The sequence below is a fragment of the Streptomyces sp. NPDC037410 genome (assembly GCF_055602235.1).
Genome location: NZ_JBVJWR010000002.1, coordinates 515973 through 539273, shown reverse-complemented (window position 1 = coordinate 539273; position 23301 = coordinate 515973). Strand labels below are relative to the sequence as shown.

At 71.4% G+C, this 23301-nt stretch carries 21 protein-coding genes; 15 read left to right on the top strand and 6 right to left on the bottom strand.

Annotated elements, in window-relative coordinates; translation table 11 throughout:
* Position 1: 1 nt before the first annotated feature.
* Both ACZ7HT_RS05280 and ACZ7HT_RS05275 read right to left on the bottom strand, forming a co-directional pair.
* Positions 2-1285, bottom strand: coding sequence for an ABC transporter substrate-binding protein (locus ACZ7HT_RS05280; protein WP_471159969.1), 1284 nt, complete (start codon positions 1283-1285; stop codon positions 2-4).
* Positions 1286-1426: 141 nt separating this feature from the next.
* On the bottom strand, positions 1427-2617 hold the full coding sequence (locus ACZ7HT_RS05275; protein WP_471159967.1) for an ROK family protein: 1191 nt from the start codon (positions 2615-2617) through the stop codon (positions 1427-1429).
* A 180-nt stretch (positions 2618-2797) separates the two neighbouring features.
* Here ACZ7HT_RS05275 and ACZ7HT_RS05270 point away from each other — a divergent pair, with 180 nt between their 5' ends.
* Entirely contained in the window at positions 2798-4924 is a 2127-nt protein-coding gene (locus ACZ7HT_RS05270) for an alpha-galactosidase (RefSeq protein WP_471159964.1), read from the top strand.
* 159 nt (positions 4925-5083) lie between these two features.
* On the opposite strand, the gene ACZ7HT_RS05265 is transcribed toward ACZ7HT_RS05270, so the two are convergent.
* Positions 5084-5782, bottom strand: coding sequence for a substrate-binding domain-containing protein (locus ACZ7HT_RS05265; protein WP_471159962.1), 699 nt, complete (start codon positions 5780-5782; stop codon positions 5084-5086).
* A 76-nt stretch (positions 5783-5858) separates the two neighbouring features.
* Between ACZ7HT_RS05265 and ACZ7HT_RS05260 the strand changes: the two genes are divergently transcribed.
* The 8 genes from ACZ7HT_RS05260 to ACZ7HT_RS05225 all read left to right on the top strand — a co-directional run bounded on the left by ACZ7HT_RS05260 (position 5859) and on the right by ACZ7HT_RS05225 (position 13992).
* Positions 5859-6626 (top strand): IclR family transcriptional regulator, encoded by a 768-nt coding sequence (locus ACZ7HT_RS05260; protein ID WP_471159959.1) that lies wholly within the window; start codon positions 5859-5861, stop codon positions 6624-6626.
* Between the two features lie 127 nt (positions 6627-6753).
* On the top strand, positions 6754-7965 hold the full coding sequence (locus ACZ7HT_RS05255) for a 4-hydroxybenzoate 3-monooxygenase (protein WP_471159956.1): 1212 nt from the start codon (positions 6754-6756) through the stop codon (positions 7963-7965).
* A gap of 28 nt (positions 7966-7993) precedes the next feature.
* Positions 7994-9019 (top strand): amidohydrolase family protein, encoded by a 1026-nt coding sequence (locus ACZ7HT_RS05250; protein ID WP_471159954.1) that lies wholly within the window; start codon positions 7994-7996, stop codon positions 9017-9019.
* Positions 9020-9063: 44 nt separating this feature from the next.
* Positions 9064-9753 (top strand): 4-carboxy-4-hydroxy-2-oxoadipate aldolase/oxaloacetate decarboxylase, encoded by a 690-nt coding sequence (ligK, locus tag ACZ7HT_RS05245; RefSeq protein ID WP_471159951.1) that lies wholly within the window; start codon positions 9064-9066, stop codon positions 9751-9753.
* A 9-nt stretch (positions 9754-9762) separates the two neighbouring features.
* On the top strand, positions 9763-10683 hold the full coding sequence (locus ACZ7HT_RS05240) for an amidohydrolase family protein (protein WP_471159950.1): 921 nt from the start codon (positions 9763-9765) through the stop codon (positions 10681-10683).
* 24 nt (positions 10684-10707) lie between these two features.
* Entirely contained in the window at positions 10708-12012 is a 1305-nt protein-coding gene (gene ligA / locus ACZ7HT_RS05235) for a protocatechuate 4,5-dioxygenase subunit alpha (protein WP_471159947.1), read from the top strand.
* 1 nt (position 12013) lies between these two features.
* The gene (locus ACZ7HT_RS05230; protein ID WP_471159944.1) at positions 12014-12988 is read left to right on the top strand and encodes a Gfo/Idh/MocA family oxidoreductase; all 975 of its coding nucleotides are present in this window, start codon (positions 12014-12016) and stop codon (positions 12986-12988) included.
* Complete coding sequence (locus tag ACZ7HT_RS05225; protein ID WP_471159942.1) at positions 12985-13992, top strand: aldo/keto reductase; 1008 nt, start codon at positions 12985-12987, stop codon at positions 13990-13992. The genes ACZ7HT_RS05230 and ACZ7HT_RS05225 overlap by 4 nt, the downstream gene beginning before the upstream one ends.
* A gap of 55 nt (positions 13993-14047) precedes the next feature.
* Here ACZ7HT_RS05225 and ACZ7HT_RS05220 read toward each other — a convergent pair whose 3' ends face one another.
* The gene (locus ACZ7HT_RS05220; protein WP_471159939.1) at positions 14048-15133 is read right to left on the bottom strand and encodes a tyrosine-protein phosphatase; all 1086 of its coding nucleotides are present in this window, start codon (positions 15131-15133) and stop codon (positions 14048-14050) included.
* Between the two features lie 168 nt (positions 15134-15301).
* Between ACZ7HT_RS05220 and ACZ7HT_RS05215 the strand changes: the two genes are divergently transcribed.
* Positions 15302-16033 carry a hypothetical protein gene (locus ACZ7HT_RS05215; RefSeq protein ID WP_471159936.1) on the top strand — a complete coding sequence of 244 codons (732 nt, stop codon included), beginning with the start codon at positions 15302-15304 and terminating at the stop codon, positions 16031-16033.
* Complete coding sequence (locus tag ACZ7HT_RS05210; RefSeq protein WP_471159934.1) at positions 16030-16356, top strand: transcriptional regulator; 327 nt, start codon at positions 16030-16032, stop codon at positions 16354-16356. Before ACZ7HT_RS05215 ends, ACZ7HT_RS05210 begins: the two co-directional genes overlap by 4 nt.
* On the opposite strand, the gene ACZ7HT_RS05205 is transcribed toward ACZ7HT_RS05210, so the two are convergent.
* A complete protein-coding gene (locus tag ACZ7HT_RS05205) occupies positions 16353-17033 on the bottom strand; it encodes a DUF6445 family protein (protein WP_471159931.1) in 681 nt (226 codons plus the stop codon). The genes ACZ7HT_RS05210 and ACZ7HT_RS05205 overlap by 4 nt on opposite strands.
* Before the next feature lie 130 nt (positions 17034-17163).
* Positions 17164-18246: a hypothetical protein gene (locus tag ACZ7HT_RS05200; RefSeq protein WP_471159929.1), complete on the bottom strand. Its 1083-nt coding sequence runs from the start codon at positions 18244-18246 to the stop codon at positions 17164-17166.
* 577 nt (positions 18247-18823) lie between these two features.
* On the opposite strand from ACZ7HT_RS05200, the gene ACZ7HT_RS05195 reads away from it, so the two are divergent.
* From ACZ7HT_RS05195 to ACZ7HT_RS05180, 4 genes are read left to right on the top strand one after another with little or no spacing between them, the layout of a single operon-like run.
* Positions 18824-20605 carry a GMC family oxidoreductase gene (locus ACZ7HT_RS05195; protein ID WP_471159927.1) on the top strand — a complete coding sequence of 594 codons (1782 nt, stop codon included), beginning with the start codon at positions 18824-18826 and terminating at the stop codon, positions 20603-20605.
* The gene (locus ACZ7HT_RS05190; protein ID WP_471159924.1) at positions 20598-21353 is read left to right on the top strand and encodes a hypothetical protein; all 756 of its coding nucleotides are present in this window, start codon (positions 20598-20600) and stop codon (positions 21351-21353) included. The genes ACZ7HT_RS05195 and ACZ7HT_RS05190 overlap by 8 nt, the downstream gene beginning before the upstream one ends.
* Positions 21350-21850, top strand: coding sequence for an NAD(P)-binding protein (locus tag ACZ7HT_RS05185; protein WP_471159922.1), 501 nt, complete (start codon positions 21350-21352; stop codon positions 21848-21850). Before ACZ7HT_RS05190 ends, ACZ7HT_RS05185 begins: the two co-directional genes overlap by 4 nt.
* The gene (locus tag ACZ7HT_RS05180; RefSeq protein WP_471159920.1) at positions 21829-23298 is read left to right on the top strand and encodes a GMC oxidoreductase; all 1470 of its coding nucleotides are present in this window, start codon (positions 21829-21831) and stop codon (positions 23296-23298) included. The genes ACZ7HT_RS05185 and ACZ7HT_RS05180 overlap by 22 nt, the downstream gene beginning before the upstream one ends.
* The last annotated feature ends 3 nt before the right edge of the window (positions 23299-23301 follow it).

The following is a 23301-nucleotide window of genomic DNA, read 5'->3' as shown; positions in this document are numbered from 1 at the left end:
GTCACCGGCCGAGCTGCTCGTCGATCTCGCTCTGGGTCTTCTTCACCGCGTCGGCCAGGAGGGCGGCGGGGTCGCCTTCGCCGCCCGCTATCTTCGCCGCTGCCGCGTTGAAGGCGCTGCTCACCGCGGTGTCCCAGGTTCCCGGGTTGTGCTTCCCGTACTTCGCGGCCAGGCCCACGGTCTCCTTGGCGGTGCCGGTGGACAGCTTCTCCGCGGACGCCGCGACGGACGTGCGCGGCGGGACGTGGAAGCCGTAGCTCTCGGCGAAGTCCCGCTGCAGGGCGGACTGCTCGACCCACAGCCACTGGGCGAACTTCTTCGCCGCCGCCAGGTTCTCGCCCTTGGCGTTCACGCAGCTGGTCCACCCGCCGACCCGGACGACGGGCGTGCCTCCGGCCTTGAAGGCGGGCCAGGGCAGGACGCCGAAGTCGTCGCCGAGCGCGTCCTGGACGGCGGGCATCGCCCACAGGCCGCACCACTGCATCGGCACGACGCCCTGCGTGAAGGCCGCGGGGTCCCACCAGTCGGTGGTGAAGCCGAGGAGCAGCGACTTGTCGTCGTGCAGGCGCTTCAGGGCGGTGATCGCCTCCAGCGCCCGGGGCGATCCGAACGCCACCGTGCCGTCGGGGGTCACGAGGTCGCCGCCGTTGGACCAGACGGCGTTGCTGGCGGTGTCGCCGATGCCGTCGTTGCCGACGAAGAGGCCCTTGTTCTTGTCGGTGGTCAGGACCTTGGCCGCCGCGGCGAGACCGTCGAAGGTGGTGGGCGGGGTGATCCCCGCCTTGGCCAGGACGCTCTTGCGGTAGTAGAGCATGATGACGTCGTCGATCATCTTGACGCCGTAGAGCTTGCCGTCGACGGTGACGGAGCTGATGGCGTTGGCGTTGAAGTCGCTCCGGGCGCTGCCGTACACGTCGTCGAGCGCGGCGATCTGCCCGCGCCGGACCATGGCCTCGCTGAAGTCGCCGATCTCGAAGACGTCGGGGGCCGCGTCGGTCAGCAGGGTCGCGTTGAGCTTGGCCGCGTAGTCGCCGGGCACCCACGTCACCTTCACGGCGATGTCGGGGTGGGCCTTGGTGAAGGCGGTGGCGTAGCGGAGGACGGCCTGCTGGGTGCCGGTCTCACCGTAGGCGTGGTACCAGACGTTGAGGGTGGTCTTCGCACCGGAGGAGGAGGCGCCCGTGGGGTCGGTGCTGCAGGCGGTCGTCAGGACCGTTCCGGCGGCGACGAGCAGCGATCCCGTGAGGAACCCGCGTCGGCTAAGCTCGGCTCTGCGTGCGCTCATGTCGTATGTCCTTCTCTGAGGGTGTGCGGGGCGGATGTGCTCCCTGGTCGGCGCCTTCGTCAGTGCTTGCCGGCAGAGGAGGGCGGCGGCCAGGGAGTCGTACGCGACGGCTGCGGGGATACGGCGGTGTCGCCGCGCCGGTCAGCCGGCGCCGATCGTGAAGGTCGGCGCGGGCTGCGGGAAGAGGGCCTGGATGGCCACGGCGGCGCCCCCTCGGGCCCACTCCTCCCAGGGCAGCGGGCGCAGCGAGAGCGGGCAGCGGGAGGCGGCGCCGAAGACGTGCGCGGCGTACGCGTCCTGGATGTGGCGGCCGAGGAGGTCGTAGGCGTCGACTCCTTCACCGCTGACGACGACCCGTTCCGGGCCGACGACGTTGACCAGGGTGGCGATGCCGACCCCGATGGCGCGTCCGGCGCGGGCGAAGGCCTCGCAGGCCCCGGGGCTGCCGTCGCGGGCCATCGCGACGACGTCGTCGAAGGTGAGGAGCGGGTTCGCGGCGGCCTCGCGGACCACGGCGAGGATCTCGTCGGTCGAGGCGATGGCCTCGACGCAGCCGCGTGCGCCGCAGCGGCAGCGCGGTCCCGCCGGGTCGACGCAGACGTGTCCGACCTCGCCCGCGACGCCGTACGCGCCTCTGAGCAGGCGCCCGTTGACGACGAGGGCGGAGCCGATGCCCGAGCCGATGGTGACCAGCGCGAAGTATTCGGTGCCGATGCCCTCGCCGAACCAGTGCTCGGCGACGGTCAGGGCTCTGACGTCGTTCTCGACGGTGACCGTCAGGCCGGTCGACGCGGCGAGCAGTGCGGCGAGCGGGACGTCGCGCCAGCCGAGCAGGCCGGAGTGGCGGAGCCGTCCGCTGTCGCGGTCCACATCGCCGTTCACGGCGACGCCGAGGTGGCGCGTGCGGTCGCGGAACGCCGGGTCGGCGTCGAGGAGTTCGTCGACCAGGCCGGCGACCCGGACGGCGACGGCCTCGGGGGTGCACTCGCTCAACGGCCGGCCGGCCGTGGCCCGGATGCCGGCCCTGAGGTCGCAGACGGCGCCGAAGAGTTCACCGGCGCTGATCTTCAGTCCGATGAAGTACTCCCGGTCGGGCGCGACCGCGAGCGGGTTGACGGGCCGTCCGGCGCCGGGGGCGGTGCGCTCCGGTGGGAGCTCGTACAGGTAGCCGTCGTCGATGAGCGGCCTGGCCGCCTTGGTGACGGCCGTCGAGGAGAGTCCCGTTCGCCGGGCCAGTTCCACCCTGCTGAGCGGTCCCTCCGCGAGGAGCAGGGCGAGGACCGCGGTCTCGGCGGGTGCACTGACCAGAGGCTGGGAGTGATGTGGAAACACGGGTGCAACGTAGAGCAAATAAATAACTTCTTCCAGTATTGATTTGGGAGTTGGGGCTCCCCTACGCTCGGGCCCGCTCCTGTGCCCATCTCCGGCCCAAGGAAAGCGACTTCGGCGACGCTCCACGTAAGTCGTCCTGGATACAGCCCTGTTACCACCGCACCGTCAGGGGATCCATCCGTGCTTGCCGCACTCCCGCTCGTCACCTTCCACCCCGGCCTCGGCCTCGCGGTCCTGCGGACGCCCCACAGCGTCTACGCACTCCGCGTCGCCGCCGACGGCAGCCCCCGGAGCGTCCATTGGGGCGTGCCTCTCGACATCGACGCCCTGGCCGCGCTGCCTGACTTCGTGTCACCCGCCGCGAGCAGCTTCGAGGCGGACGCCGCGCCCGACGAACTCGCCCCGCAGACCGGGGCGCGCTTCGGACCGGCCGGGCTTCAGGTCCGCTTCGCCGACGGCACCCGCGGCGTCCAGTGGCGCTTCGCCGGCCACCACGTCGACGGCGGGGAACTGCGGCTGCGCCTGGAGGACCGGCACCGCCCACTGCGGGCCGAACTCTGCTATCGCGTACGGCCCGACACGGACGTCGTCGAACGCTGGACGGAGCTGACCCACACCGGGGCGGCGGACGGGTCGCCCGACCCGATCGCCGTCGACCGCCTCGACTCGGCCTCGTGGACCGCTCCCCCACTGGCCGACTACCGGCTCAGCCACCTGGTCGGCGGCTGGAACAGCGAGTTCCAGCTGCAGCGGGACCGGCTTCCGGTCGCCGAGACCGTGCTGACCAGCCGCCGGGGACTCACCGGCCACCACGCGAGCCCCTGGCTGGCCGTCGACGACGGCACCGCGAGCGAGGTCGGGGGCGAGGTGTGGAGCACCGCGCTCGCCTGGAGCGGAAGCTGGCGCGTCACGGTCCACCGCGATCCGGTCGGCCGCACCACCTGGACCGGCGGCTTCGGCCACGAGGGGGTCGGCTGGACCCTGCGGCCGGGCGAGAGCCTGTGCACCCCGGTGTACGCGGGGCTCTACACGCCGCACGGTTTCGGCGGGGCCAGCCGCGCCTGGCACGCGTATGTGAGCGGGACGGTGCTGCCGCAGCCCGAACGCGACCGGCCGGTCCTCTACAACTCGTGGGAGGCCACCGGGTTCGGCGTCGACGAGGCCGGTCAGATCCGCCTCGCTCGGCTGGCCGCCCGGCTCGGCACGGAGCTCTTCGTCCTGGACGACGGCTGGTTCGGCACCCGCAAGGACGACCGGTCGGGCCTCGGCGACTGGACGCCCCGCCCCGAGGCCTTCCCCCGGGGGGTGCGTCCGCTCGCCGACGAGGTGCACCGCCTCGGCATGCGGTTCGGGCTGTGGGTGGAGCCGGAAATGGTCAACCGGGACAGCGAGTTGTACCGGGCGCATCCCGACTGGGTCGTCCACTCCGGCCGGCTCGACGCGACCGAACTCCGCAACCAGCTGGTGCTGAACTTCGGCCGGCCCGAGGTGGAGGCCTGGGCCCACGAGACCCTCGACCGCCTGGTCCGCGAGCACGACGTCGACTGGCTCAAGTGGGACGCCAACCGGCCCTTCACCGAGGCCGGCTGGGACGGCCACCACGACCCCGACCGCGTCTGGATCCATCACACCCGGGCGGTCCACCGGATCATGGACCGGCTCCGTGCCGACCATCCCGGCCTGGGCATCGAGGCGTGCGCGGGCGGCGGCGGGCGCGTCGACCTCGGCATGCTCGCCCGCACCGACCAGGCCTGGACCTCGGACAACACCGATCCGGTCGACCGGATCGGGATCCAGCACGGCTTCTCCCAGCTGTTCCCCGCCCGGGCGATGGGCGCGTGGGTCACCGACAGCCCCAACCCCGCCACGGGCCGGCGCACCCCGCTGCGCTTCCGCTTCCACGTCGCCATGGCCGGGGCGCTGGGGCTCGGCGGGGACCTGACGTCCTGGACCGGGGAGGAGCTGGCGGAGGCCGCCGAGCTCGTCGCCGCGTACAAGCGCATCCGCCCGCTCGTCCAGCGGGGACACCAGCATCGCGTCGCCATCGACGGCCCGGTGTCCGCGGTCCACTACGCGGCGCCGGACGACAGCGAGCACGCGATCCTCGTCTGGCGCCCCACCACACGCTTCGGACACGCGCCCGCCCCCGTGCGGCTGCCCGCACTCGACCCGACGGCGCGCTACCTGGACGTGGACCTGGACCAGGTGCACAGGGGTGCCGTCCTGGTGAGCCGCGGAATCGACCCGCTGCTCCCCTCCGGCGACTACGCGAGCAGCCTGATCCGGCTCCGTCGGATCGGTCCCTGACCGCCCTCCACCCACGACACCTCCGGTTCCTGGGCTGCGGCCAGGAGTACGGCGCGTCGATCGAGGCGGCTCAGGTGTACACCGCCCTCGGCATCACACCCGACCCGCGCTGGCCCCTGGACGGCGCGCCGTTCCGCGTATGACCGGCTGTTCGCCGGGTCAGTCGTCCCCCGGTGCCCGCATGCCCCGGGTGCGTGCGGTCTTCGTCGCCGTCTCGGACCCGAGGAGGTCGAGGACCTCGCGGGCCCGGGCCGGGCGGGTGGAGGTCGCGAGGACGCCCGCGCTGAAGAGCGAGCTGATCGCGGTGTCGCCCGGCAGCGGTCCGGCGACGGCCACGCCCGGCAGGTCCATCAGTTCGCTGTGCTGCTGGAAGGCCAGGTCGGCCTGACCGGACGACAGCAGGCTGCCGGCGGGCGCTCCCGGTGCCGCCTGGACGAGTCGGTCCGCGAGCGTGTCGGTGAGGCCGAGCCTGCCGATCAGGTCGACGAGTGCCGTCCCGCTGGGGCCCGTGGAGTAGGCGATCCTCCTCGCGGACAGGAGGGCGGCTCGCAGGTCGGACTCCGAGCCGAGCGCAGGGACCTGGGCCCCCTCCGGCACCGCGGCGACGACCTGGGAGATCCACAGCGGCCGCACGGTCTCCGCCAGAAGGTGCCCTTCCGCCGCCAGCGCGGCCAGCGCTCCGTCGGCCAGCACGAGCAGGTCGGCCCGCGCGCCCTCGCGTACGCGCCGTGCGGTCTCGACCCCGCCGGCGGCCTCGAAGCGGACGGGGATCCCGTGAGCGAGCCGGATGTGCTCGGCGAGCTCGGCCAGGATCGGCCTGGTCGCCATCGAGGACAGTCCGGAGATCTCTCGGTTCAACGTGGACTCCTTGGTGTGCGGCGGCTGGTACGGCGGGCAGTCGGGCTGCTCAGCGCCGGTCTGCGAGACTGGCCGCGTGAGCGCGACCCAGATCTCAGCAGCGGGAAAAGTCCTCAAGGTCCTCTCGGCCTTCGGCCGTGAGCACTCCTCACAGACCCTGTCGGAGATCGCACAGCGTACGGGTCTCGCTCTGAGCACCACGCACAGGGTGGTGACGGAGCTCGCCGGCTGGGGCGCCCTGGAGCGCGGCGAGGACGGGGCGTGGCATGTCGGGCTGAGGCTCTGGGAGATCGCCTCGGGATGCCCCCGTACCCAGATCCTGCGCGATGTGGCACTGCCCTTCATGCAGGACCTCTACGAGGTGACCCACGAGAACATCCAGCTCGCGGTGCGCGAGGGCACCGAGCTCGTGTTCGTCGAGCGGATCGCCGGGCACCGGTCGGTGGAGCTGCTGACCTCCGTCGGGACGCGTTTCCCGATCGCCTCCACCGGAATGGGCCATATCCTCCTCGCGCACGCGCCGCGGGAGATCCAGGAGGAGGTCCTCGACTCGCCGCTGCGGTCCTGGACCCCGCACACCGTCGTCGACCCGAAGGCGCTGCGCACGCAGCTGGACCGGATCCGCCGCGAACAGGTCTTCGTCAGCGACCGGCAGCTCTCGGCGAGCACGGTCGCCGTGGCCGCTCCCGTGCGGATGGGGCGCGGAGGTCCGGTCAGTGCGGCGCTCGGCATCGTGTTCACGGCGCACGGGGCAAGCCGTGCGCGCACGCTACGGGAGCCGCTCCTGAGGGCGGCGCACGGGATCTCCGACGAGCTCGCCCGGCGTACCCGCACGACCGCCTGAGTTCAGGGCGGGCTTCCGCCTGAGTTCAAGGCGGGCTTCCGCCTGACGGAAACGCCCGCGACCGGCCGCGGCCCCGGCTGTCAACGTTCGACGTGTTCGGAACGTTCTCAGTTGCTCAGGAGATGCCATGGCTGATGCCGTCGTCGACACCGTTTCCTCGGTTCCCGTCGCTGTCGTCGGTGCCGGGCCGGCAGGCCTGATGCTGGCGCACCGGCTCGGGCGCGCGGGGATCGACACGATCGTGGTCGACACCCGTACCCGCCGTGAGATCGAGACGACGCAGCGGGCCGGCATCCTCGAGGCCGACGCGGCGCGCGACCTGGTCGAGACCGGCGTCTCCGACCGGATCCTGCGCGAGGGCCACGAGCACGAGGGCACGGTGCTCCGGTTCGGCGGCCGGGCGCACCGCATCCCCTTCAAGGAGCTGGTCGGCGAGTCGGTGTGGCTGTACCCGCAGACCGACGTGTTCATCGATCTGGCCGACGCGCGGGACCGCGACGGCGGCACGGTCCACTTCGGTGTCAGGGACACCGAGGTCCTCGACATCACGACCGGCGCTCCCCGGGTCCGCTACACCGCGCCCGACGGATCGCGTCACGAGATCCGCGCGCGGTACGTGGTCGGTGCCGACGGGTCGCGCAGCATGTGCCGCGACCTGGTCCCGGAGGACCGGCGGGTGCGGTACGGCAAGGAGTACCCCTTCGCGTGGTTCGGCATCCTCGCCGAGGCGCCGGTCAGCGCGCCCGAGCTCGTGTACGCCCACTCCGCACACGGCTTCGCGCTGATCAGCCAGCGCTCCGCGTCCGTGCAGCGCATGTACTTCCAGTGCTCCCCCGACGAGTCCGTCGACGCCTGGTCCGACGACCGCGTGTGGGAGACGCTTCAGGCGCGGGTGGCCGGTGAGGACGGCTTCCGGCTGAACGAGGGGCCGATCACCGACAAGGCTGTGCTGCGGTTCCGCTCCTTCGTGCAGGAGCCGATGCGCTGGGGTTCGCTGGTGCTCGCCGGGGACGCCGCGCACACCGTGCCCCCGACCGGCGCCCGCGGGCTCAACCTCGCCCTGCACGACGTGAAGGTCCTGGCCGAGATCCTGCTGCGGGCACTCGGCGGCGCGGGCGACGCCGCCCTCGACGACTACCAGCCGCGCGCGCTGCAACGGGTGTGGCGGGCCCAGAACTTCTCGTACTGGATGACCCGGCTGCTGCACACGGCGCCCGGCGGCTCGCCGTTCGACCTGCGCCGCCAGCTCGGCGAGCTCGACAACACCGTGGGCACGCGGTCCGGGCGGACCTTCCTCGCCGAGCAGTACACCGGCTGGCCCGTCAGCTCCCGCGACTGACCCCGACGACCCCAGGAGACAACGCATCATGATCATCGACTGTCACGGTCACTTCACCACCGCGCCGCCGCAGCTGGCGCGGTGGCGGGACCGCCAGGTGGCGGCGGTCGGCAGCCCCGAGGACGCGCCCGACCCCGACTCCCTGGTCATCAGCGACGACGACCTGCGCCGGGCGATCGAGGGCAACCAGCTGCGGCTCATGGACGAGCGCGGCAGCGACCTGACGATCTTCTCCCCGCGGGCCAGCTTCATGGCCCACCACATCGGCGACTTCCAGGTCTCCTCGACCTGGGCGCGGATCTGCAACGACCTGGTCCACCGGGTCGGCACGCTGTACCCCGACCGCTTCGCGATGGGCGCGATGCTGCCGCAGTCCCCGGGCGTCGACCCCGCGACCTGCCTGCCGGAGCTGCGGCGCGCGGTCGAGGAGCTGGGAGCCGTCACGGTCAACCTCAACCCCGATCCGTCGGGCGGGCGTTGGACCGCGCCGCCGCTGACCGACCGCAGCTGGTACCCGCTGTACGAGGCGATGGTCGCGTACGACATCCCCGCCATGATCCACGTCAGCACCTCGTGCAACCCCGCCTTCCACACGACCGGCGCCCACTACCTGAACGCCGACACCACGGCGTTCATGCAGCTGGTCCAGGGCGACCTGTTCGCCGACTTCCCGACGCTGCGGTTCGTGATCCCGCACGGCGGCGGCGCGGTGCCCTACCACTGGGGCCGGTTCCGCGGCCTGGCGATGGCGCTCGGGAAGCCGGACCCGGAGACGCTGCTCGACAACGTCTTCTTCGACACCTGCGTCTACCACCAGGCCGGCATCGACCTGCTGACCCGGGTCATCCCCAGCCGGTCCGTCCTGTTCGCCAGCGAGATGATCGGCGCGGTCCGCGACATCGACCCGCGCACCGGCCACCACTTCGACGACACCAAGCGCTACGTCGACGCCACCGAGCACCTGTCGGACGAGGAGCGTGCCGCCGTCTACTCCGGCAACGCCCTGCGCGTCTACCCCCGACTCGCCGCCCGCCTCGCCGCGGCCGGCCGCTGACCCCGTCGCCGACCCCGTCGCCCCTGACACCAGGAGAAGTACGCATGGAACACACCGAGATCGGCGTCGTCCACACCAAGGTCGACCGTGCCGACCCCGCGGCCGTCGCGGAGCTGTCGACGTTCGGCGTCGCGACGATCCACGAGGCGATGGGCCGGGTCGGCCTGATGCGCCCCTACCTGCGCCCGGTCTATCCGAAGGCCCGGATGTGCGGCACGGCCGTCACCGTGCTGCTCCAGCCCGGCGACAACTGGATGCTGCACGTCGCCGCCGAGCAGATCGAGGACGGCGACGTCGCCGTCGCGGCCTGCACGACCGAGAGCGAGGACGGCTTCTTCGGCGAGCTGCTCGCCACCTCGTTCCGCGCCCGGGGCTGCCGGGGCCTGGTCATCGACGGCGGTGTCCGCGACGTCGCCGACCTGGAGGGGATGGACTTCCCCGTCTTCTCGCGCGCGGTCAACGCCAAGGGCACGGTCAAGGCCACCCTCGGCTCGGTCAACGTGCCCGTGGTCTGCGGCAACGCCCTCGTCCGGCCCGGTGACGTGATCGTCGCGGACGCCGACGGCGTCGTCGTGGTGCCGCGCGAGCGGGCCGCCGAGGTGGCCGCCGCCTCGGCCGCGCGCGAGGCGAACGAGGAGGGCAAGCGCGCGCATTTCCGGGCGGGCAGGCTCGGCCTGGACATGTACGGCATGCGCGGCCCGCTGGCCGAGCTCGGACTGCGGTACGAGGACTGAGGACGACTCATGACCACGAGTTTCGAGAAGACCCCCGGCTGGCTCGACTGGTACGCCGGTCCGAGCCGGCCGCAGTTCCGGCTCCCGGAGGGCGCCGTCGACGCGCACTGCCACGTCTTCGGCCCCGGTGCCGAGTTCCCGTACGCGCCCGAGCGCAAGTACACGCCGTGCGACGCCTCCAAGGACCAGCTCTTCGCACTCCGCGACCACCTCGGCTTCGCCCGTAACGTCGTGGTGCAGGCGACCTGTCACGGCGCCGACAACACCGCCATGACCGACGCCCTGCGGGCCTCCGGCGGGCTTGCCCGGGGCGTGGCGACGCTGCGGCCCGACGTCACGGACGCACAGGTGCGGGAGCTGCACGAGGCGGGCGTCCGCGGGGTGCGGTTCAACTTCGTCAAGCGTCTTGTGGACGCGGCGCCGCGGCAGGACCTGTGGGACGTCGTCGAGAAGATCGCGCCGTACGACTGGCACGTCGTCGTCTACTTCGAGGCGGCCGACCTCGCCGACCTGCGGGACTTCTTCCTCTCGATACCGGTGCCACTGGTCATCGACCACATGGGCCGGCCGGACACCGCGAAGGACCCGGACGGGCCCGACTTCGAGGCGTTCCTGAACTTCATGCGGGCCCGCCCCGACATCTGGTGCAAGGTGACGTGCCCGGAACGCCTCTCGGTGAGCGGCCCGCCGGCCCTCGACGGGGAGCAGCGGGCCTACCGCGACGTCGTCCCCTTCGCCCGCCGCGTGGTCGAGGAGTTCCCCGACCGGGTGCTGTGGGGAACCGACTGGCCGCACCCGAACCTCACCGACCACATGCCCGACGACGGGCTGCTCGTCGACTTCGTCCCGCACATCGCGCCGACGCCGGAGCTGCGGCGGAAGCTGCTCGTCGACAACCCGATGCGCCTGTACTGGCCCGACGCCGACTGACCCTCCCCCGATTGGAGCCCCAGCATGTCGCTGGACAAGACCTACAAGCTGGTACCGGGGACGACCGTCTTCGACTCCGAGCAGTCGGCCAAGGGCTACCACCTCAACCAGTTCTGCATGTCGCTGATGACGGCGGAGAACCGCGCGCGCTACCTCGCCGACGAGCGCGCCTACCTGGACGCCTGGCCGCTGCGGGAGGAGCAGAAGCAGGCGCTGCTCGACCGCGACCTCAACGCGGCGATGCGCGAGGGCGGGAACATCTACTTCCTCGCCAAGTGGGGTGCCACGCTGGGCTTCTCGTTCCAGCAGATGGCGGGCTCGATGACCGGCATGACCGAGCAGGAGTACCGCGACATGATGGTCGGCGGCGGACGCCCGGTCGAGGGCAACCGCATCGACCACGCCGTACTCGAAGCCGCCCACGCCCCGGCCGCCCCCGCCGAGCACGCCGCGATCACCGGTGCCGTCTTCACCTCGCACGTTCCGGCGATCGGCGCGGCGATGGACCACGGCAAGACCGACGAGCCGTACTGGCAGCCGGTCTTCGCGGGGTACGAGTACTCCAAGGCGTGGGAGCGGGAGAACGTCCCCGACGTGATCTTCCTGGTCTACAACGACCATGCCAGCGCCTTCGACCAGTCGGTGATCCCGACCTTCGTGCTCGGCACCGGCGCCTCCTATCCCATCGCCGACGAGGGGTACGGGCCCCGCCCCGTGCCCGGCATCGAGGGCGACCCCGACCTGGCCGCGCACATCGCGCACTCGCTGATCCGGGACGACTTCGACCTGACCCTCGTCAACGAGATGGCCGTCGACCACGGTCTGACCGTCCCGCTGTCGCTGATGTTCGGCGACGTCGAGCAGTGGCCGTGCAAGGTCATCCCGTTCCACGTCAACGTGGTGCAGTACCCGGTCCCCTCCGGTGCCCGGTGCTTCAAGCTCGGCCAGGCCCTGCGCAGGGCCGTCGAGTCGTACGACCGGCCGCTCAAGGTGCAGGTGTGGGGCACCGGCGGCATGAGCCACCAGCTCCAGGGGCCTCGCGCCGGACTGATCAACCGGGAGTGGGACAACGCCTTCCTGGACCGGCTGGTCGAGGACCCCGCCGGTCTGGCCGGGGTCCCGCACCTGGAGTACGTCGAGGAGGCCGGCTCGGAGGGCATCGAGCTGGTCATGTGGCTGATCGCCCGCGGGGCGCTCAGCGATGTCGACGGTTCCGGCGAGGTCGGGGTCAAGCACCGCTTCTACCATGTGCCGGCGTCGAACACCGCCGTCGGCCACCTGATCCTGGAAAACCGCCCCCGGGCCGAAGAGCCCGCCGAGAAGGAGTGACATGACTGACGACCGGACCCTGCGGATCGCCCTGGCCGGGGGCGGCGCCTTCGGCGCCAAGCACGCGGCCGCGCTGAAGCGGATCGAGGGCGTCGAGGTGGCCGCCGTCGTGAGCAGCAGCCTCGAACGCGCCCAGAAGTTCGCGGCGGAGCAGGGCGTGGGGCGCGCCGTCGCCTCGCTGGACGAGGTCCTGGCGATGGACGACATCGACGCCGTCATCCTGGCCACGCCCACGCAGATGCACGCCTCGCAGACGCTGGCCTGCCTGGAGGCGGGGAAGCACGTGCAGGTGGAGATCCCGCTCGCCGACTCGCTCGGCGACGCCGAGGCGTGTCTGACGGCGCAGGAGCGCACCGGGCTCGTCGCGATGGTGGGCCACACCCGGCGCTTCAACCCCAGCCACCAGTGGGTGCGGCGGCGGATCGAGGCCGGCGAGTTCACCCTCCAGCAGATGGACGTGCAGACGTACTTCTTCCGCCGGAAGAACCTCAACGCGCTCGGGCAGCCGCGCTCCTGGACCGACCACCTGCTGTGGCACCACGCCGCGCACACCGTCGACCTGTTCGCCTACCAGGCCGGTTCGCCCATCGTGCAGGCCAACGCCGTCCAGGGGCCGGTCCACCCCGAGCTCGGCATCGCGATGGACATGTCGATCCAGCTGCGCGCGGCGAACGGCGCGATCTGCACGCTGTCGCTGTCGTTCAACAACGACGGCCCGCTGGGCACGTTCTTCCGCTACATCGGCGACACCGGTACGTACATCGCCCGGTACGACGACCTGTTCACCGGCAAGGAGGAGCCGATCGACGTGAGCGGCGTCGACGTGTCGATGGACGGCATCGAGCTCCAGGACCGCGAGTTCGTCGCCGCGATCCGCGAGGGCCGCGAGCCGAACTCCTCGATCGCCCAGGTGCTGTCCTGCTACCGGACGCTGGCGGCCCTGGAGGAGCAGCTGAACGCGGTCGCGGGCTCGTGAGCGTGCCGACGCCCCGCCGGATCGGGCCCTTCGAGGTCCCGGCCGTCGGCCTGGGCTGCATGAACCTGAGCCACGCGTACGGTGTGGCGCCGACGCCGGAGGAGGCCGAGCGGCTCCTGCTCACGGCCGTGGAGGAGGGCGTCACGCTCTTCGACACCGCCGCCCTGTACGGCTTCGGCGCCAACGAGGAGCTGGTCGGCCGGGTGCTGGCCGGTCACCGGGACCGGATCGTGCTCGCCGGCAAGTGCGGGATGACCGGGGTCGACGGCCGACGGGTCATCGACGGACGCCCGGAGACGATCCGGCGCACCGCCGACGAGGCGCTGGCCCGGCTCCGTACCGAGGTCATCGACGTCTACTACCTGCACCGGCTCGACCGGAAGGTGCCGGTCGAGGAGAGCGTCGGGGCGATGGGCGAGCTGGTCGCGGCCGGGAAGGTGCGCGCGCTCGGCCTGTCGGAGGTGTCGGCCGCGACCCTGCGCCGGGCGCACGCCGTGCATCCGATCGCCGCGCTGCAGAACGAGTACAGCCTCTGGTCCCGCAATCCCGAGGAGGGCACGCTGGCGGCGGCCCGCGAGCTCGGGGTGGCGCTGGTGGCCTTCAGCCCGCTGGCCCGGGGCGTCCTCACCGACGCCCCGCCGGACCTGGACGCCCTGCCGGCCTCCGACATCCGCCGGGGCATGCCGCGCTTCGACGCCCGGCACTATCCGGCCAATCTGGCCCGGCGCTCCGAGCTGGCCCGGCTCGCCGGGCAAGCCGGCATCAGCCTCCCGCAGCTGGCCCTGGCCTGGGTCCTCTCCCGGGGTCCCCACGTCATCGCGATCCCGGGAACCCGGTCGGTGGCGCACCTGCGGGAGAACCTGTCGACGCTCGACGTCGACGTGCCCGCCGAGGTGCTCGACACGGCGGGGCGGCTGCTGAACAGCGCGACCGTGCACGGTCCCCGCTACAACGAGGCCACGCTCGCCGAGATCGACACCGAGCGCTGCGGACGCGCGGGCTGAGCGAGGCCGGTCCGTGGTCCTGGCACCGGCCGTGGGGCGGTGCCAGGACCCGGGCTCAGCCGATGAGGAGGCCCTTCCTCAGGCGCTTCAGCTCGCGGTGGTCGATGCCGAGGGCGTCCTTGAGGTAGCGGTCGAAGGAGCCGTACGTCGCGTCGACCTCGTCGTAGCCGGAGTTGAGGTACTCGGCGCGGACGTCGAGGAGCGGTTTGTAGACGGCGGCCTGCTGGGGCGGGAGGTGGCCGAGGAGGGCGTCGTTGGCGGCCTTGCGGTAGGTGTTGCTGGCGAGGTAGTCGGCCATGACGGTGTCCCGCGGCACGCCGAGGGCGGTCAGCAGGGCGGCGTTGGCCCACCCGGTGCGGTCCTTGCCGGCCGTGCAGTGGAAGAGCACGGAACGCGCGTCGTCCTCGCCTATCGCGTCGAGCACCTGGCTGTAGGCCTTCTTGCCGCCGTCGCCGCTGACCATGACCTTCTCCGCGTCGGTCATCATCCGCTCCGCCTCGGCCGGGGTCCTCGGCATGCTCTGGAAGGCGCCCGAGCCGGCGAAGACGTCCGCGACGACGTAGTCGGCGCCGGCGGGGACCTGGTCGGGGTCCTTGGTGCGCTCGTCCTCCATGCGGAGGTCGAAGACGGTCTTGATGCGCAGGCGCCGGAGCCTGGCCTGGTCCTCGGCGGTCAGGCGGTTCAGGGCGTCCGAGCGGTAGACCTCGCCCATCCTGACCCACTGGCCGTTCTCGGTGCGGTAGCCGCCGGCGTCACGGAGGTTGACGGTGCCGGAGAGCTTGACGAGCCGGTCGGCGAGCCGCAGGCCCTGACCGTGGTCGGCCTCGAACCAGAACCACTGGCGGTCGGCGGCGGGCAGACCGGTGACGACCGCGCGGCCCGTGGCGGCACCGCGTGCGACGACCCTGCCGTTCGCGCGGATCTCGACGCGCGTGACGCCGTCCGCCTTCCAGGCGAGGGTGAAGGAGCCGTCGGCCTCGGCCGTGACGGTCGCCTCGGTGAACGGAATCGTCCGGCCGGAGTGGTGCTGTTCGGGGATCCGCGGCAGGTCCCGCCCGGCGGCGGTGGCGGCCGGCGCGAGGGGCAGGCCGAGGACGAGAGCGGAGGCGACGACGGTCGCGGACAGAGTTGCCTTGTTCATGGCCGTGAGACTGGGCCGCCGGGGCGAACCTCGCATGAACGCGACATGGCTGGATCACGCCCCACCGAAGACAAGTGACACAACGTGTCATCCATGCAAGGCGTGCAGCTAGTGGGCGACGACGCCGACTCTCTTGTCACAACTGGTTTGTGATGCAAAGCTGACGCCATGACAGACGCATCGATGCCCTCACCCGGCACGCCCCGCGACGTCCTCTCCGGCCTCGGCGATCTGACCCGCCAGGTCCGGGCCGCTCAGCGCGGCACCTGGTTCCCCCTCCTGCTGATGGGACTGCTCACCCTGGGCGGGATCCTCGTCGGCCGCTTCACCACGGAGGTCAAGACCGTCCCCTGCCCGACGGGGGGCAGCTGCACCCTGGTCAGCCAGGGCTCGCCCGTCTACTGGCCCGTCGCGCTCGCCCTGGCCTACACGGCGACGGCGTTCTTCTACGTCAGCCGCTCCCGCTCCCGTGGCGTCGGCACGCCGGTCCGCCCGTACATCCTCACCGGCATCGCCCTGGTCGCGCTGTCGAGCGCCACCGCCCTCTGGACCCTGCGCCACGGGATCCCGGGCCCCGGCCAGCAGGTCGACCTGTGGGGCCTGCACCTCGACCCCGGCTCCGACATCACGCTGTTCCTCGAACGGCTCGCCGGGAACGCCATCGCCGTGGGGCTGCCGCTCCTCGCCCTGGCCTGGGTGGAGCGCAGCCGCGCCCTGCTGCTGCTCGCCGTCGGCTACCTGGCCGTCGAACTGGTGCCGCTGCCGACCGGCTGGGCGGGGATCCCCGCCACCTCGGCCTGGTCCTCCCTGCCCCACTTCGCCGTCCCCGGCGTGCTCCTCCTGCTCGGCGCCCTCGGCTTCGGCCTGGCCGAGCTGAACGGACGGCGCAGCGCGTCATGACCGATCAGCCCGAACCGCACCCCGTCACCGGCCTGGACGACGTCGTCCACCAGCGCGTCCGCCTCGGCATCCTCACCGTCGCCCACCAGGCGCGCCGCGTCGAGTTCGGCTTCCTGCGCACGGCGCTCGGCCTCACGGCGGGAAACCTCAGCCAGCACCTGTCCGTTCTGGAGAAGGCCGGACTGATCGACATCGAGAAGGGCTACGAGGGAAAGCGCGCCCGCACCTGGCTCTCCCTCACCACCGCCGGCGACCGCGCCCTCAAGGACGAGGTCACCCAGCTCAAGCGGCTCATCCACCAGATCGAACAGGGCGGCTCCTAGGCCATCCAGAAGAAGACGGCCGTCATCCGCTTGTCCTCCAGGGTGGTGCCCGTGTACGCGGTCGCCGTGTGGATGAGGTTGGCCGAGTACAGCAGCAGGCGGTTGTAGCGGGGCGGGACGCGCAGGTCCTCGGTGAAGGAGTCCGCGGGGACGAAGCGGGTGCCGAGCGCGTCGACCAGGTTGTTGCGCGGTGCCAGCACCTGATTGCCGCCGAGGACCCCGCCCGGCAGGTTCTGGCGGTAGAAGCTGGTGCCGCAGTCCTTGGGCAGGGCCGGGCTCAGGTACAGCACCGCCGCGTACCGGCACAGGCTCCGGGAGTCGGTGTGCGGGCGCGGTTCGCACTCACCCTCGCCGACGACCCGGACGCAGTTGTGGTTGAACGTGCCGCCGCCGACGGGATCCACGGTCCAGAGCCTCTGCACCCCGACGGTCTTCCGTACCAGCTTCTCCACATGGGCGAGTTCGGCCGGTTCGAGGCCCGGCATCGTCCGGAGGCCCGGCCACGGCTCGGGCTTGTGGGGGTAGCCCTCGACCCAGTCGTCCCGTTCGAACATGCGGGCCCGTACGGCGTCGGGGTCGGGCAGGACGTCGTCGAGGATCCAGTAGTCGCGACCGCGCGTGGGCTTGCGGTACGGCAGGACCTGGGGCCTGCCGCCGTGTGGGGGGTGTGTCGGCATGACGCGAACGCTAGTGCGGGGGCCGGTGTCGTCCGCCAAAGCGTCGCCAAGACTGCGGCAAGACCTCGTCATGCAGGCAATCCGCAGGAAAAGACGGCCCAGGTCCCGTGCGGGACCGGAACGGTTCAGGTCACTGGAAGCTGAGCCGGTGTGGGTGGTTCGAGTCTGTCGGGCAGGTATGGATCCGTAGGAGACCGCGGCCCAGGTAGACGCCGACCGGGTCGAAGATCCGCGGGTCGTCCGTCGCGTCGCGGTCCTCGACCGGCAGCCAGCTCCGCGAGGCGGCGTCGCACTCCACGCCGGCGACGGTGAGCAGCGGCGGCATCGGCATCCCGCACGTGGTGCAGTCCACGGGCCTGGGGTCGGTCACGTGCCAGGAGGCGAAGCCGCCGACCTTCCAACCGGGGGCGATCGAGAGGTCGCCCATGTAGTCGATCTCTTCGGGCTCCTGCGCGCGGGCGGCGGCCATGGCGGCCTCGTACTCCTCGTACGTCGCGTAACTGGCGGGCGAGGACGGGGCGTACGCGTCTTCGTCCTCGCCCTCATCGAGGAGGCCTTCCTCCCACTCGGCGATCTCCTCCTGGAGCTCCTCCCCGAGCAGCCCGAGGTACTCGTGCTCGACGACCCGCTCGGGGTGGACGACGCAGGAGGTGGGAACGCACTCCTCGCGCCCGGCGACCGGCGGTTCGGGCTGCGGGGCGAGCACCGTGCCGACGTCGACCGAGCGGCGCCACCGCAGCCTGACGTCGATGGTCCGCTCGGGGCCGTGGACCTCGAAGGGACACCAGAAGACCTGGAGCAGATCGTGCCCCTCGGGCCCGACGAGGTCCGGGACGTCCCGGCTGTGGAGCTGGGCGACGGCGAGCATCGGCAGCGGGTCCTCGTCGCGGAGCTCGGGGACGTGCGTCGCCCGCGCCATCCCGTCGAGGAGCCGCCGCTCCTCGTCGGTGAACTCCCGCCCGCGGGCCTCGTCCTGGATGCGCCGACGGAGCCGTACGTCGGAAAGCAGGTGTCCCGTGCCTTTCGGGTGTACGACGGTGCACACCGGCCACGGCTCGTCGGCGGGCCAGAGAAGCGGCCCCGCCACCGAGCTCTCCTCCGGCTTCGCGGTGCCCTGCCGGGGGTGCAGTCGCGTCGTCGTCCGCCGGTGCCGGGCAAGGGCGGGGAACACCGCTTCGATGTCGAGGGGGCGCGAGGGCGTGGAGCGGGTCATGCGCGGATCCTCCAGGGGGCGGTTCGGGTCATGCGCGGATCCTCCAGGGGCGGTTCGGGTGCGAGATGCTATCGGCGCACCCTCCCCGAACGCCCGGGGAGGACCGGCCGCTCGGCCGGGGCCCCGCATTCCGCCGTGCGTGTCCTGCGCGACGGACGGCTGGCCGCTCCCTCGCTCTGGGCCGCCTGTCTTCACGCCGGAACGTGGGCCACGGAGCGTAGCGATTCGATGGATGTGCACAATCCTTTCTTCTCATCTGCAATGCGAATCGCGGGCGATCAGAACTCGGGCACGCGACGCGCCTCACTCCCGGACACGCGTTCTGGTTGAACCTCGAAGGAGTCGATGCGTGACGCACACCCATACGAATGGTCACCCTCAGGTGTGAAGTTCCGAACCGGACGGCCGACATCCACGACTCCAGGAGAATCGCTGCATCCGCCCGGGGGTCGGACCCCAGCACGGAATCCGGACCCACCCCCTCCCTTTGAATTTGCAATCGACACCTTTACCGCGGATCGAGAATGTGACAGAAAGTAATCACCGGCGACCATCGCCGGCCCTGAGGAGGCGTCACATGCCCGAACCGAACCCCGAACACAACCCCACGGCCACCACCCTCTCCTGGGCGGACCGGTACGCGGACTCCGATGCCGTCATCCCCGACGGCACGACACTGCTCGACGTCACGGGCACGCTCGCGAGCATCCCGCCGCCCGTTCCCGCCGACAAGGACCCGATGGCGACGTACTACTGCAAGACCCTCAAGAGCGTCGCCGACAAGACGTACGACGTCGTGATCGTCGGTGGTGGAGCGGTCGGCGTGGCCGTTCTCGACCGTCTCCTCCACAACAAGGGGACGGGCCGGAACCTCAGCGTCCTGGTCCTGGAGAAGGGCGGCTTCCTGCTGCCCGAGCACGTGCAGAACCTCGACCCCCGCTACCAGCGCCTGATGATGGACGCCGTCGCGCGACCGTGGCGCGCGGAGAACACCGGCGGGCGGTCCTTCGACCTCGCGCCGCAGATCCCCTACCTCGGCGGCCGGGCGCAGTTCTGGAGCACCTGGATCCCCCAGCCGTCGAACACGCAGATGCCGACCTGGCCCGAGAAGGTCAAGGAGGACATCGCCCACTACTGGAACGACGCCCGCCGCTACCTTGGGGCCGTACTCCCCTCCGCCATGGGAGTGCAGTTCACGAAGCTCCAGCCCGAGCTGGTCAAGCGGCTGGACGCCGACCTGGACCAGAAGGTGTTCGACCCGAAGATCCAGGCCAAGCACTACGAGGTGGAGCTCGCCTGCCGGGACACCACCTCCACCCTGGGCTTCCGCAAGTTCAGCCCGGTACCGCGCCTGATCGCGGCCACCCAGAGCCACCCGGTGCACGTGGACATCGTGACCGGCTGCGAAGTGCAGGAGATCCGGCACAAGAAGGAGACGACGGGCCAGAAGCTGCACAAGGCCACCGAGCTCGCCACCACCCAGGGAGTCCTCCGGCTCGGCAAGGACACCAAGCTCGTCCTCGCCAACGGCATCGTGGAGCCCACGGGCCTCCTGCAGAGCTCCTTCGCCGGCGTACTCCCCGACTTCACCGGCACCAACCTCGGCGGGCACGTCGCCTCCTGGTTCTCGGCCCGGGTGCCACGGGCCGCCTGGCCGAACCAGCAGGCCACCGACGGCCTCCAGATCGGCTGCCTCTACCTGCGCGGCCAGGTGGAGGTGGACAGCAGCAAGCGGGACTTCCACATCCATCTGATGGTCGTGTCCAACCCGCAGCCCGGCCCGTCCGAGGCGGATCTGTACCGGCTGATCCCGGACTCCTTCGACCAGGAGTTCCTGAAGCAGCTCGCGAGCAAGGACCACATCGGCTTCATGGTCCACACGCTCGGCGAGTGGCGCAGCAGCCCCAAGGACCTGCAGGGCAGCCGCGTGTACGTCGATCACGACACCACCGTGCTCAGCTTCGCGCCTTCCACGACGGACCTGAGCGTGCGCTCCAAGATGGACGAGGCGGCGCAGAAGCTGGTCAAGGACGTGCTCGCCAAGGGCCATGCGGACAAGATCCAGTACTGGCGTCCCTCGACCGACGGGCAGCCCGGCGGCTGGCAGTCGACGATCCCGGACACCCGGCTCAAGGACGCGCTCGTGCACGAGTCCGGGACGCTGTGGATGGGCACCGACCCCACGACGTCCGTGACGGACCTCGACTGCCGTCTGCACACGGTGAGCAACGTGTACGTCGGCGGTGCCGCCACCTTCCCCACGTCCGGGTCCTGGAACCCGACACTGGCCGCGGTCGCCCTCGCGCAGCGCATGGCCGACCACCTGCTTCCCCCGGCCGGAGGAGGCGGCCATGAGTGACGTGACGATCAGCGGAGCGGCCGACGCGAGCGCCGACGCCGACCCCGGGGTGTCCTCGGCGGAGCTGACGCGCTTCGTCCTGCTGTGCGTGCCGCTCACCGGGTTCGCCGCCTTCGACCTGCACGGCACCGGCATGGCCCCGCTCTACCTGGCCACGGCCCGGCGGGAACTCGGCGGGGGCAACCTCGACGCCTTCCTCTCCACATGGGAGAAGGCTCAGGGACAGGGGAAGGGCCCCGCCGAACTCCCCTCGAAGGAACGGGAGATCGCCCGGGCCCTCGTCTACCTCTGGTACACGGGTGCCTGGCCGCGCATCGCGCCCGCCATCCACGCGGAGCTGCGCCGCGACCGCCCCAACGGCGAGTTCATGGCCTCGGACACGAGTTATGCGGAGGGCCTGGTCTGGCGGGCCTTCGGCGGCCACCCTGGAGGGGCGAAGCCGCCTGGTTTCGGCACCTGGGCGTATCCCCCGCCGAAGCTGCCGACGGAGAAGGAGATCGCCGACTCGATCACGCCACCGGCCCTGATCACGGAGGCCGAGGTGTACGAGGCGGAGGCGGAGCCCTCCGCGTACGACCCGACGGGCTACGGAGCCCTGTCGGACGTGCTGGACGAGGAGTCGGTGCCCGCGCATCTGCTGCCCGGTGCGTGGGGGTCGCGCGCGGTGCCCCCGTCCGTCGTCCCGTCCGCGGCGCCGCCCCCGGAGGCCGGCACCGGATCCTCGCAGAAGGATGTGAGCGAACGATGACCGTCACGACCACCGGATCCGCCGTCGACGGGCGCCACTACGACGTCGTCATCGTCGGCAGCGGCTGGGCGGGGAGTCTCCTCGCCCGGCATCTGGGCCGGCAGAACTGGCGCGTGCTGGTTCTCGAGGCCGGCAACGGCGGCACCGACTCCTGGGAAGGGTTCCAGGACACCGTCCGTACGTTCTCGTCGGCGGTCATCAAGGTGCCGAACGCGGCGTACCGCAAGAACACCGCCGCCCCGTTCCCCGATGTTCTCGACCTGCGCTCGACGGGAGAGTCCACCTACACGGCCTCGGGCCACTTCAAGCAGACGGGGCCCTTCCCGTACGGCACGGACTACATCCGGGCCCTCGGCGGCGCCGCGATGCACTGGCTGGGCGCGGTGCCCCGCATGTTCCCCGAGGACTACGCGACCAGGACCAACTTCCGCTACGGCGCCGACTGGCCGGTCACGGCCGAGGCCCTGGAGCGGAAGTGCGCGAGGCCGAACTACTGATCGGAACGGCCGGTGACGGCGCCGCGCAGCACCGCCTCGGCGTCGTGAAGGACCCCGACTACCAGTACCCGATGGAGGAGATCCCACCCAGCTACCAGGACCGTCGCTTCCGTGAGCTGCTCAAGGGCAAGAGCGTCACGGACAAGACCGCGGGAATCACCTACCCGCTCCAGGTCTACGGGCTTCCGCAGGGCCGGAACAGCACGCCGAACCCGGCCTGGGACGACGGCAGCGGAAAGCCGTACCGGCCGCGCGGCGCCGTCGGCGTGCCGAACTTCGGCGAGCGCTGCGTGGGCAACGCGAGCTGTACGCCGATCTGCCCGGTGCAGGCCAAGTCGCTGCCCCTGAAGCTCCAGCAGGACTTCACCGACTCGGTGCACGTGGCCACGCGCTGCGTCGTCAGCAGGGTGCTCCCGGGTCGTGGCAACGCCGTGCGCGGTGTGGAGTTCCGTGAGTACGGCGACCCGGCCACCGCCACCAGCCGGCCGTACAGCGTGGAGGCCGACATCGTCGTCCTGGCCGCCCACGCCATCGAGAACGCGGTGCTCCTGCTCGCCTCCGGGATGGCCAACAGCAGTGACAACGTGGGCCGCCACCTGATGGACCACCCGACTCTGCTGGCCTGGGCGGAGATGCCGGAGAAGGATCCGATCGGTGCGTTCCGCGGGCCCGGCCACACCTCGGGCCTTGAGTGCTTCAGGACGGGTCCGGGACGCCGGAAGCGCGCCCCGTTCCGCATCGAGATCGGGAACTGGGGCTGGGGCTGGGCGACCGGCGCCCCGCTCAGCAGCGTCGCCCGGATGCTGGGTATCGGCGGCGACGCCAGTGGCGAGGTCCTGGACGCCGGCTACTTCGGTCCGAAGCTGCGCCGCGACCTCGGGCAGCAGGTCAACCGCCAGGTGCAGCTGCAGATCGCGGTGGAGCAGCACGCCGACCGCGACAACCGGGTGACCATCGATCCGGCCCGGCACCGCGACGGCATGGGCAACCCGCGGCCGATCATCCATTACGACCTCGACCAGCGGGTCAAGGACGGGCTGTACGCGGCGCGCGCGGCGTCCGTGGACATCTTCACGTTCCTCGGCGCCAAGGACTGCACGAGGCTCGGCCGTCAGGAGGACGGCTCCTATCCGCTCGGGTACTTCAGCCACAGTCCGGGCGGCGGCCTGCCCTCGCTTGACCTCGGCTATCACGGGGCGGGGCACGGCGCCGGCACGCACATCATGGGCACGCAGAGGTCGACGTCCGTGGTCGACGCGTACCAGCGCACCCACGACCATCCCAACCTGTACGCGGTGGGCTGCGGCAGCATGCCGTCGATCGGCACCAGCAACCCGACGCTCACGATGGCCGCGCTCGCGTTGCGCAGCGCCGAGCGCATCCACCGCGACCTCGCGGAGCTGCACCAGCCCGTGACGGTGGCGGCCGGGAAGGCGGCGGCCAAGTGACGA

Bases quoted from the DNA above. Each gene is read 5' to 3' on its own strand.
- ACZ7HT_RS05280 (WP_471159969.1), bottom strand. From the start codon at position 1,285: ATGAGCGCACGCAGAGCCGAGCTTAGCCGACGCGGGTTCCTCACGGGA.
- ACZ7HT_RS05255 (WP_471159956.1), top strand. From the start codon at position 6,754: ATGGCTGATGCCGTCGTCGACACCGTTTCCTCGGTTCCCGTCGCTGTC.
- ACZ7HT_RS05250 (WP_471159954.1), top strand. From the start codon at position 7,994: ATGATCATCGACTGTCACGGTCACTTCACCACCGCGCCGCCGCAGCTG.
- ligK (WP_471159951.1), top strand. From the start codon at position 9,064: ATGGAACACACCGAGATCGGCGTCGTCCACACCAAGGTCGACCGTGCC.
- ACZ7HT_RS05240 (WP_471159950.1), top strand. From the start codon at position 9,763: ATGACCACGAGTTTCGAGAAGACCCCCGGCTGGCTCGACTGGTACGCC.
- ligA (WP_471159947.1), top strand. From the start codon at position 10,708: ATGTCGCTGGACAAGACCTACAAGCTGGTACCGGGGACGACCGTCTTC.
- ACZ7HT_RS05230 (WP_471159944.1), top strand. From the start codon at position 12,014: ATGACTGACGACCGGACCCTGCGGATCGCCCTGGCCGGGGGCGGCGCC.
- ACZ7HT_RS05220 (WP_471159939.1), bottom strand. From the start codon at position 15,133: ATGAACAAGGCAACTCTGTCCGCGACCGTCGTCGCCTCCGCTCTCGTC.
- ACZ7HT_RS05215 (WP_471159936.1), top strand. From the start codon at position 15,302: ATGACAGACGCATCGATGCCCTCACCCGGCACGCCCCGCGACGTCCTC.
- ACZ7HT_RS05210 (WP_471159934.1), top strand. From the start codon at position 16,030: ATGACCGATCAGCCCGAACCGCACCCCGTCACCGGCCTGGACGACGTC.
- ACZ7HT_RS05205 (WP_471159931.1), bottom strand. From the start codon at position 17,033: ATGCCGACACACCCCCCACACGGCGGCAGGCCCCAGGTCCTGCCGTAC.
- ACZ7HT_RS05200 (WP_471159929.1), bottom strand. From the start codon at position 18,246: ATGACCCGCTCCACGCCCTCGCGCCCCCTCGACATCGAAGCGGTGTTC.
- ACZ7HT_RS05195 (WP_471159927.1), top strand. From the start codon at position 18,824: ATGCCCGAACCGAACCCCGAACACAACCCCACGGCCACCACCCTCTCC.
- ACZ7HT_RS05190 (WP_471159924.1), top strand. From the start codon at position 20,598: ATGAGTGACGTGACGATCAGCGGAGCGGCCGACGCGAGCGCCGACGCC.
- ACZ7HT_RS05185 (WP_471159922.1), top strand. From the start codon at position 21,350: ATGACCGTCACGACCACCGGATCCGCCGTCGACGGGCGCCACTACGAC.